Genomic DNA, 7,735 nt, shown 5'->3' with positions numbered 1-7,735 from the left:
CCAGAGCGTACCATTGTCAGCAACAGGCAAGATGCCTGTTCCACAAGAAAATTCACTCTTTGTGGAACAGGCATCTTGCCTGTTCATAAAAGGCTTATTGAGAATGGTGCAACACAGGTTTTGGGATTTGTTCCTTAAATTCTATCCCAGAGCGCACCATTGTCAGCAACAGGCAAGATGCCTGTTCCACAAGAAAATTCACTCTTTGTGGAACAGGCATCTTGCCTGTTCATAAAAGGCTTATTGAGAATGGTGCAACATCGAGGAGCGACTGGGCATCTATTTATTCTCGGGACTTGGCGTCGGAGAGGGTTTTTGCGGTTTGTCTGTTTTGGGTGCTTCTGCTTTTTTCCACTCTGACAAAGGTCGCTGGACGGCGTTTTTAAAGTCAAATGGCACTAGCAGCACAGGCAAATTTTGGGCTGAATTTTGAGAGGACGCGGAAGGCGGATTGGCTTGAGCGTACAAGAAGCGGCCGCTAAAGTCTGTTTTGCCTAATACTAGGCGGTGAGTTTCCTGGTTGTCCAGTTTTACTGTGACTGTAGCTTGGGGTTGGTCGAGACCGTATTCTGGCAGTTGAGCAGCAGTAATATTAATCGTGCGATCGCTCTTTCCTGTTGCCAGCCTGTCTAGCAAAAAATCCACCGATGCCTGACTTGCGTGTGCTTGCACTGGCAATTTCATTTCCCAGCTAGACTTGCCTCCTTTTGTAGCATAAACTCGCTCAAAAGTCAATATTTTTTCGGGAGTTTTGACTGTAAAGAATTGTACGCGATCGGACTTAAAAGCAAAAATTTTCTGTTTTTCTTCCTTAGCGGCTTCCTGTTTCGGAGACACTTGCATCTCGAACAAAGCAACCAACCCAGTCATACTCAGCGCGACGGCTATCAATACTAATGTATTTTTCTGCAATTTCATAGTAACTGAGAATTGGGCATTGGGAATTGGGCATTGGGGAGTCTGTTATTAATAACAACTGACAACTGTCAACAGTCAACTGACAACAGTCAACAGTCAACAGTCAACAGTCCACTAACTTATCTTCTCTTCCACCAGATAGCGCCGCCAATTCCCAGTCCGAGTAAAGGCCAAATTAGCCAAGCTAAAACCAGCAATCCTACTTGGATGGGCGTCATGTTAATGCGGCGGTTGGTAGCTTTTTTCGGACTGATAGAAAAGCTTTGCTGGTCTGGTTTACTCAACCAACTGACTGAATTGAGAAACACGTCGCTATTGAGTTGTTGGTCAAACCAACCGTTAGTCACAAATTGAGATGTGCCAATTACTACCATTCGCGATGTTTTTCTAGGAGTTGAAGGCGCAGAAGGAGTTGACTTTGGACTGGGAGATGTTGTGGGAGATGCTGTGGGAGATGTTTCTGGTGTCGGTGTCGGAGATGCTGTGGGAGATGCTGTGGGAGATGCTGCTGGTGTTGGCGAAGTCGTCGGTAATGCTGGAGGCGTAGCTTCTTGCGAGACAATCACCGAATAGCTAATTGGGGAAGCTGTTGGCGAAGTTGTCGGCGACGGCGAAGTTGTCGGCAAGGGTGAAGTTGTCGGCAAGGGTGAAGTTGTCGGCGATGGCGAAGTTGTCGGCGATGGTGAAGTTGTCGGCGATGGTGAAGTTGTCGGCGACGGCGAAGTTGTCGGCGACGGCGAAGTTGTCGGCGACGGCGAAGTTGTCGGCGATGGTGAAGTTGTCGGCGATGGTGAAGTTGTCGGCGATGCTTGGGGTGAAGGCGTGACCGGTGTTGGTGTTGGTCGAGGTGAGGGCTTTAAGGGAGTGCTGTCAGTGGACGATCGAACTAAAGCTACACCTAATAATAGCGGGCCTTGTCGATCGGTCTTCTGATCAAACTCCAATTTCCTCGTCGTCAAATCGCTTTCGGCCCAACTTTCCTGACTCGTCCAAATCAGCGGTTTTTCCTCTATCCCTTCTACTGGCGACGTTTCCAAAGCACGCGCAAACGGATAAAATGAAATACCGTTGCCAAAACTTTGAGTAATAGGATGTTCGCCGTAGCGCCTGACTGTGGGAACTGTGGGGCCGAGCCCAAATCTTTGACCAGTACCCGAAGCATCGATAGCCAAACGGGCGTCTAGTTTTACGCCCCATTCTTGCAGCATTTTGTCCAATCCCGTATCAATTGCCGGGTCTACCATTAACAATAAACTGCCGCCGCGATCGAGATAAGCTTTTAGTGCTTTAATTTCTGTATCTGAAAACGGTTTTTCCAGGCCGGGAACGATTAAAGCATCTGCATCTTCTGGCACTTCTTTGCGTTCGGTCAAATTCAGTGTTTGGACGTTGTAGTATTTATCTTTCAGAGCTTTTTCAGCTTGCTGAATTCCGCCTTGACCTTCCTTTAGCGGGCGGGCTCCTTTCCCTTGCAAAAAGTAAACTGTAGCAACGCGAGTGCTAAGAATTTCTTCTAAGCCATTGGTAAGTTTTATCTCTGAAAGACCTTGATTCGGGTCGCTACCAAAAGCAGTGCCGCCTTTTTGCAGCACCTGTTTTTTGTCACCGGATTGCAGGTATACTTCTCCGATGCTGGTAATGCTAAATTCCCGCGCTTTTCCCGGTTGGACTACCGGGTCAACAAACTCAAATTGGAACTTTTCGCCTCCCTCGCGTTTGTAGCTTTGCAGCAATTCTTTGATTTGAGGATTTTGGGTGGGGTCAAACACCCAAACTTTGACTGTTTGTTGCAAATTTCGCAGTATTTGTTGAGTCTGCGGGGCGAGGGTAAATTGTTGGCTTTCGGTTAAGTCGATGCGGACGGGATAGCGAACGGCTATGAAGTTAATTACTCCGAGAATCACAAAGACGGCGAGGGTAGCAATCAGGGCGTTGGTGCTGGCTTGAGTGGAACGCTGCCCCCAAAAGCTTTGTTCGTAACTCAAATATAGCAGCCAAAGTGCGATCGTCACTGTTCCAGCAATAACTAAACCGACTGTCAGGGGTTCCCATACTCCGGATACAAGTGCTGCTGTTACCCCCGCTGCGATTAGGAGGGGGCCCAGCAAAAAAACGTATTTCCAATTTTTTTTTCTAATTTTCATAAGGTAAATATTGAGTGACCCAATTCCGGTTCTAGAATGTTATTCTATATCGCATTAGCCTGCAACCATGCTGTTAAATCAGACGGATGTTTGAAATCCAGCACGGCCTCTCCTAAGTTTTCTAATTCCTCTACGCTTAATTGACGGATGCAGTTTTCTGTTTCCGGTTGTATTGTGCCTAAAAGCCGCACAAGCTGACGCAATATTAACGAGAGTTGAGCTGTTTTTGTCACCTGTTCTCTTGCTATCTCTATGGCAATCTGCTGGTCTTGAATCCACAGTTCTTGCTTCTGCAATTCCTTTAATTCTTCCTGAGTGAAGTTGTCTTCCCTGGCAATTCTCAAAGCTTTCTTAATCTCTGGAACTGCACTCAGTGTTTCTGGTACTGTCTCCAGAGTGCTGGTGTTTTTGATAAAGTAAATCCATTGGTCGGCGGTTGTTTCTAATGCTGCTAATTCCTTGCTAAATTTGGGCAGTTCGATAAATACTAATTCTATTTCAGTATCTGGACACTGAAACTGTTGCTCTTTTTCTTGAAAAACAAACCGCGACATAAATTCTGTCTGATTTTCAAACATTTCAAAATCGGCAATTTTCAAGGAAATTACTGTTTTTAGTCTTTCATAGCGGTCTTTTCCTGTTAATTGCTGGCTGTAGCTTTTGGCAGCGTTGTACAAAACTCTATTCCCGAAGGAAGGCACGTTGAGCAGTTGAATTTCAACGAGGGCGATTCTGTCGCCGTTAATTGTGGCTTTGACATCTAGGCGTGTCTCTTGGGCCCCCAGAGTTGGATTTTCTGGTTGGGAGTCGATTATTTCTAAGTCTTCGATGAGCGGCTGTGCTTCATAAAGGATGGCGTTTAAAAAATTAATCAGGATGTCTTTGCTGTTGCTGGAACCGAATATTTTTTTGAACGCAAAGTCGATTTTGGGATCTATAAATCTCATTCTTTCAAGCAATTAGTGGAATAACTAACATTAATTGAGAATTGGGAATTGGGCATTGGGAATTGGGAATTGGGAATTGGGAATTGGGAATTGGGAATTGGGAATTGGGCATTGGCCAAACAGGGCATTGGAAATTGGTGGCCTCTCCTTTAATCTCCCACTCTCCGACTCTCCCCTGTTTATTCCCGGAATCCTGCCCTGATTTTTTTAAGAACGCTGATATCGCAAGGCATCGATGGATTGGGCGGTCAGAAATACTCCTAAAATTATGTAACTGGCAAACATAATTAAACTGCTGGTATCGAAAACTCCCTTGACAAGATTGGTGTAATGTGTTAGGAGCGACAAATGTGCTAATGCTGTTCCGAAGGGGCCACCGATACCGACGGCGGCTGCATCGATCACCCAGAGAAATAATACTAGAGCGAAGGTGAGGATGGCTGATAAAATTGTGCTGTCTGTGAGGGAGGAAATAAACATTCCGAGGGACAATACTCCTGCTGCTAGTAATATTAAGCCACCGTGTCCTAGCAGGAGAACTGCGGGGGGTACGGGTGGGGTTGAGGAACTGAGGGCGATCGCCTCGCAGAACAGCAGGGGCAGCAACATTGTGGTATAAAATGTTAAAACGCCGAGGAGTTTGCCCGTAGCAACTGCCCAGTTTGTTAAGGGCGATGTAGCTAATAGTTCTAAGGTGCCGCGTTTGCGTTCTTCTGCGTAAAGTCCCATTGAGAGTGCGGGTAGTACGAACAACGAAAGGGAACCCATGATTCGCAGGAAGAGTTGCAGGAATTCGTAGGCTACGTCGATGGGAGGTTCGGTAATTCCCATTTGGTCTCGCTGGCCAATTTGGGGAATTAACCCGTCGGGGGCCAGGAGGATGGCTATTAAAAAGTAGCCGGTGATTAGCCAAAACACTGCTGCGATGGCATAGGCTAATGGCGAGGCAAAATAGCTTTGTAGTTCTTTGCGGTAAATTGCGACAATATTACTAATCATTACTAACATTTAGGAATTGGGAATGGGTAATTGGTCATTGGTAATTGGTTCATTCTTAGTCGCCAGCAGGTGGTGTTTCGCGGTCGTCGCTATCCTGTTGCTTTCTTTCTATTTGTGGCTTTTTGGTAATAGGTGGCTGTTGTGGTCGAGAATCGCTACTCGGTTGTGGCTTTTTTTTACGTGGCCGATTTTTTACAACTGGTTGGGATTCTGGTTGAGGATGTTCGATAGACTTTGGTGTATCTAAAATCGTTTCTGGTTCTGGTTGAGGATGTTCTGGCGACTCTACTGTTTCGACAATGAGCAGATTTTCGACAACCGGTTCTGGTTGAGGATGTTCTTGCGACTCTACTGTTTCGACAATGAGCAGATTTTCGACAACTGGTTCTGGTTGAGGATTCTCTAGCGACTCTACTGTTTCGACAATGAGCAGATTTTCTACAACTGGTTCTGGTTGAGGATTCTCTAGCGACTCTACTGTTTCGACAATGAGCAGATTTTCTACAACCGGTTCTGGTTGAGGATTCTCTAGCGACTCTACTGTTTCTACAATGAGCAGATTTTCTACAACCGGTTCTGGTTGAGGATTCTCTAGCGACTCTACTGTTTCTACAACCGGTTCTGGTTGAGGATTCTCTAGCGACTCTACTGTTTCTACAATGAGCAGATTTTCGACAACTGGTTCTGGTTGAGGATTCTCTAGCGACTCTACTGTTTCGACAACCGGTTCTGGTTGAGGATGTTCTTGCGACTCTACTGTTTCGACAATGAGCAGATTTTCTACAACCGGTTCTGGTTGAGGATGTTCTTGCGACTCTACTGTTTCGACAACTGGTTCTGGTTGAGGATTCTCTAGCGACTCTACTGTTTCGACAATGAGCAGATTTTCGACAACCGGTTCTGGTTGAGAAGGTTCTTGCGACTCTACCGTTTCGACAATGAGCAGATTTTCGACAATCGGTTCTGGTTGAGAAGGTTCGATCAACTCTACCGTTTCGACAATGAGCAGATTTTCGACAACCGGTTCTGGTTGAGGATTCTCTAGCGACTCTTGTCTTTGTACAATTTCCAGAAAATCTGCCACTGGTTGCATTCCTGGTTCTAAATCGCTTATTTCCTCTGGTGTTTCTGCAATTGGTTCGGATTCTGGTTGAGAATAGTCGATCGACTCTTGGCTTTCGACAATCGATTCTGGTTGAGGATGTTCTTGCGACTCTACGGTTTCTGAAACTTCTAGATTTTCGACAATCGGTTCTGGTTGAGGATGTTCTTGCGACTCTACGGTTTCTTGTAGTTGCAGATTTTCGACAATCGGTTCTGGTTGAGGATGTTCTTGCGACTCTACGGTTTCTGAAACTTCTAGATTTTCGACAATCGGTTCTGGTTGAGGATGTTCTTGCGACTCTACCGTTTTTGAAACTTCTAGATTTTCGACAATCGGTTCGGGTTGAGGATGTTCTTGCGACTCTACCGTTTTTTAAACTTCTAGATTTTCGACAATCGGTTCTGATTGAGGATGTTCTAGCGACTCTACCGTTTCTGTAACTTGCAGATTTTCGACAATCGGTTGTGATTCCGATTGATGAGCATCCGCGATCGAGTCTTGAATTTCTGCCGCTTCTTGCAGATTTCGAGCGACCTCCGGTTCGCTGTGAACCAGATTTTCTTCGGGTTTCTTTTCAGCCGCTGTCAGCCTTAAAAACACCTCTTCGAGAGTAGCGCGAGAGCGGCGCATTTCGCAGAGTCCAAATCCAGAGGCGATGATAGCTGCTGCAATTTCTCGTCCCGGTTCTCTTTCCGGTTCGCACAACGCCCGCAGGCGGTAGCGATTCACTAAAAATTCCTGGCTGGGAATCAATTCGACCGATCGAACTCCCGGCAAATTGTCCAAAGAAGGCAACAGCAGACTGTTTACCAAATCCGCCTCGCCTTCTACTTCGAGCTCGTAACCCTCGGAGAGGGCCAACTCTCCCATCAAATTGTCGGGAGTACCCGCAGCGGCGATTTTACCGCGATTGATGATGGTAACGCGGTTGCAAGTCATGCTGACTTCCGGCAGAATGTGCGTGGAAAGGATGATTGTGTGCTGGCCGCCAAGACTTTTGATTAAATTGCGGACTTCGATGATTTGTCGGGGGTCGAGGCCGACGGTTGGTTCGTCTAAGATAATGACGGGGGGGTCGTGGACGATCGCCTGAGCGATACCGACGCGCTGACGAAATCCTTTAGAAAGCTTGCGGATTAAAACTTTGCGTTTATCAACCAGCCCGCAGCGTTCGATGGCGGAAGTAACTTGTCGCGCGCGATCGCCCGCAGGTACTTGCTTAATCCTGGCCACAAAAAACAGAAACCCTTCCACAGTCATTTCTGGATACAGTGGCGGGTTTTCCGGCAGATAGCCGATTCGCTGTCTGACTCCCATCGAGTTTTCGTGAACGTCGAGGCCGGCGATGCGGGCCGTACCGCTGGATGCCGGCAAATATCCCGACAAAATCCGCATGGTTGTGGTTTTGCCGGCACCGTTGGGTCCCAAAAAACCCAGAATTTCTCCTGATTCGACCGAAAAAGACACGTCCGCGATCGCTGCGGTCGAACCGTAAGTTTTGCTTAAGTGTTCTACTTCAATCATTTGTCAGAAGTCACGCGATTTTAGATTTTAGATTTTAGATTGACTCTACCAGTTGCGCGCTGTGCGCCTTACCCTGTCATCACAGTCGGTCGATCGAA

At 46.8% G+C, this 7,735-nt stretch carries 6 protein-coding genes; all 6 read right to left on the bottom strand.

Features of this window, described 5'->3' with window-relative positions; all coding sequences use genetic code 11:
- Window positions 1-279: 279 nt before the first annotated feature.
- A complete protein-coding gene (locus ACUVJL_RS29770) occupies window positions 280-918 on the bottom strand; it encodes a DUF4340 domain-containing protein (RefSeq protein ID WP_445249134.1) in 639 nt (212 codons plus the stop codon).
- A gap of 119 nt (window positions 919-1,037) precedes the next feature.
- Window positions 1,038-3,062: a GldG family protein gene (locus ACUVJL_RS29765; RefSeq protein WP_445249133.1), complete on the bottom strand. Its 2,025-nt coding sequence runs from the start codon at window positions 3,060-3,062 to the stop codon at window positions 1,038-1,040.
- 44 nt (window positions 3,063-3,106) lie between these two features.
- Window positions 3,107-4,009 (bottom strand): Rpn family recombination-promoting nuclease/putative transposase, encoded by a 903-nt coding sequence (locus ACUVJL_RS29760; protein WP_445249132.1) that lies wholly within the window; start codon window positions 4,007-4,009, stop codon window positions 3,107-3,109.
- A 207-nt stretch (window positions 4,010-4,216) separates the two neighbouring features.
- A complete protein-coding gene (locus tag ACUVJL_RS29755; RefSeq protein WP_445249131.1) occupies window positions 4,217-5,017 on the bottom strand; it encodes an ABC transporter permease in 801 nt (266 codons plus the stop codon).
- 46 nt (window positions 5,018-5,063) lie between these two features.
- Entirely contained in the window at window positions 5,064-6,101 is a 1,038-nt protein-coding gene (locus ACUVJL_RS29750; protein WP_445249130.1) for a hypothetical protein, read from the bottom strand.
- Between the two features lie 384 nt (window positions 6,102-6,485).
- Entirely contained in the window at window positions 6,486-7,637 is a 1,152-nt protein-coding gene (locus ACUVJL_RS29745) for an ABC transporter ATP-binding protein (protein WP_445249129.1), read from the bottom strand.
- Window positions 7,638-7,735 lie beyond the last annotated feature (98 nt).

The organism is Microcoleus sp. OTE_8_concoct_300 (assembly GCF_031383065.1).
Classification (GTDB): domain Bacteria; phylum Cyanobacteriota; class Cyanobacteriia; order Cyanobacteriales; family Microcoleaceae; genus Microcoleus.
The sequence above is the reverse complement of the archived record's forward strand: the minus strand, read 5'-3'. Positions and strand labels throughout refer to the sequence as shown.

What these genes read in the sequence shown, in the direction of transcription:
- ACUVJL_RS29770 (WP_445249134.1), bottom strand. Translation starts at nt 918, where the DNA reads ATGAAATTGCAGAAAAATACATTAGTATTGATAGCCGTCGCGCTGAGT.
- ACUVJL_RS29765 (WP_445249133.1), bottom strand. Translation starts at nt 3,062, where the DNA reads ATGAAAATTAGAAAAAAAAATTGGAAATACGTTTTTTTGCTGGGCCCC.
- ACUVJL_RS29760 (WP_445249132.1), bottom strand. Translation starts at nt 4,009, where the DNA reads ATGAGATTTATAGATCCCAAAATCGACTTTGCGTTCAAAAAAATATTC.
- ACUVJL_RS29755 (WP_445249131.1), bottom strand. Translation starts at nt 5,017, where the DNA reads ATGTTAGTAATGATTAGTAATATTGTCGCAATTTACCGCAAAGAACTA.
- ACUVJL_RS29750 (WP_445249130.1), bottom strand. Translation starts at nt 6,101, where the DNA reads ATGCAACCAGTGGCAGATTTTCTGGAAATTGTACAAAGACAAGAGTCG.
- ACUVJL_RS29745 (WP_445249129.1), bottom strand. Translation starts at nt 7,637, where the DNA reads ATGATTGAAGTAGAACACTTAAGCAAAACTTACGGTTCGACCGCAGCG.